The following is a 1,049-nucleotide window of genomic DNA, read 5'->3' on the forward strand; positions in this document are numbered from 1 at the left end:
GCCGACGGCTACGCGTTGGTCGGCGGCGGCCTGCCCGGCCTGTCGGCGCGGCTGTCCGCCGACCTGCCCGCCCTGGTGCGCCTGCGCGCCGAGCGCGAGCCGCTGGACGGCGACGCGGCCGAGGGCCTGCACGCCGCCCTGGTCCTGCCCATGCTCCACCGCACCGAGGTCACCGGCCTGGTCCTGCTGGCCCCCAAGCTCTCCGGCGACGGCTATCGCCCGGACGAGCGCGAGCAGCTGGCCCGCGCCGCCCGCCACGTCGGCCTGGACCTGCACGCCCTGTCGATCGACGCGCTCGAGACCGAGGCGTCGGACCTGAAGCGCGACCTGGCCGTGGTCACCGGCAAGTTCGAGACCCTGAGCCTGGCGCTGAAGGCGTAGCGATCCTTCTCCCCCTGAGGGAGAAGGAGGGACCCGCGCGCCGGAGGGCGGAGCCCGCAGGCCTGCGCGGGAGGATGAGGGGTCGCGCAACGTTTCAGCCGGTCTGCGAAAGGCGCGGCACGGACGGCTCGCCCCCTCATCCTCCCGCACGGGCCTTCCCCCGGCTTTCGCCGGGGTCCGGCGTGCGGGCTCCGTCCTTCTCCCTCAAGGGGAGAAGGAAAGCGCCGCCGCTCTTTCCCGCCGCAGCTCGTCCCACCGCGGCGCGAGGCGGGCCGCCTTGTCGTAGCGCTTCGCCGCCGCCTTCCAGTCGCCGCCGCGGGCCAACGCGTCGCCCTCCAGCTTCAGCGGATCGGCCCACTTCGGCCCGCGCGCCTGCGCCTCACGGTAGAGCGCGATCGCGCCCTCCAGGTCGCCGCGGGCCGCCTTGGCCTCGCCCCAGGCGGCGTAGGCCGGCGGCAGGGACGGCCCCTGCTTCGCAGCCTGGCCGAACCAGCGGTCGGCCCCGCGCGCGTCGCCCTTCAGGGCGGCGATGCGGCCACGCGCGACCAGGCAGGGATAGCAGTCCCCGGCGGTCGGGCCGATCAGCGCCTCGGCCCCCGCGACGTCGCCGCTGCGGGCCAGGGCTTCGGCCGTGGCGGCCAGCGTCCACAGGTCGATCGCCGGCGCCG

The 1,049-nt window shown here is 76.5% G+C and carries 2 protein-coding genes; one reads left to right on the top strand and one right to left on the bottom strand.

Features of this window, described 5'->3' with window-relative positions; translation table 11 throughout:
- Positions 1–381, top strand: a 381-nt coding sequence (locus tag G3573_RS21600) for a hypothetical protein (RefSeq protein ID WP_163263678.1), incomplete at its 5' end; no start/stop codon positions are given.
- A 204-nt stretch (positions 382–585) separates the two neighbouring features.
- On the opposite strand, the gene G3573_RS21605 is transcribed toward G3573_RS21600, so the two are convergent.
- Positions 586–1,049: hypothetical protein (locus G3573_RS21605; RefSeq protein ID WP_205598437.1), on the bottom strand; the 464-nt coding region annotated here is incomplete at its 5' end.

Source organism: Caulobacter sp. 17J65-9 (assembly GCF_010975005.1).
Taxonomy (GTDB): domain Bacteria; phylum Pseudomonadota; class Alphaproteobacteria; order Caulobacterales; family Caulobacteraceae; genus 17J80-11.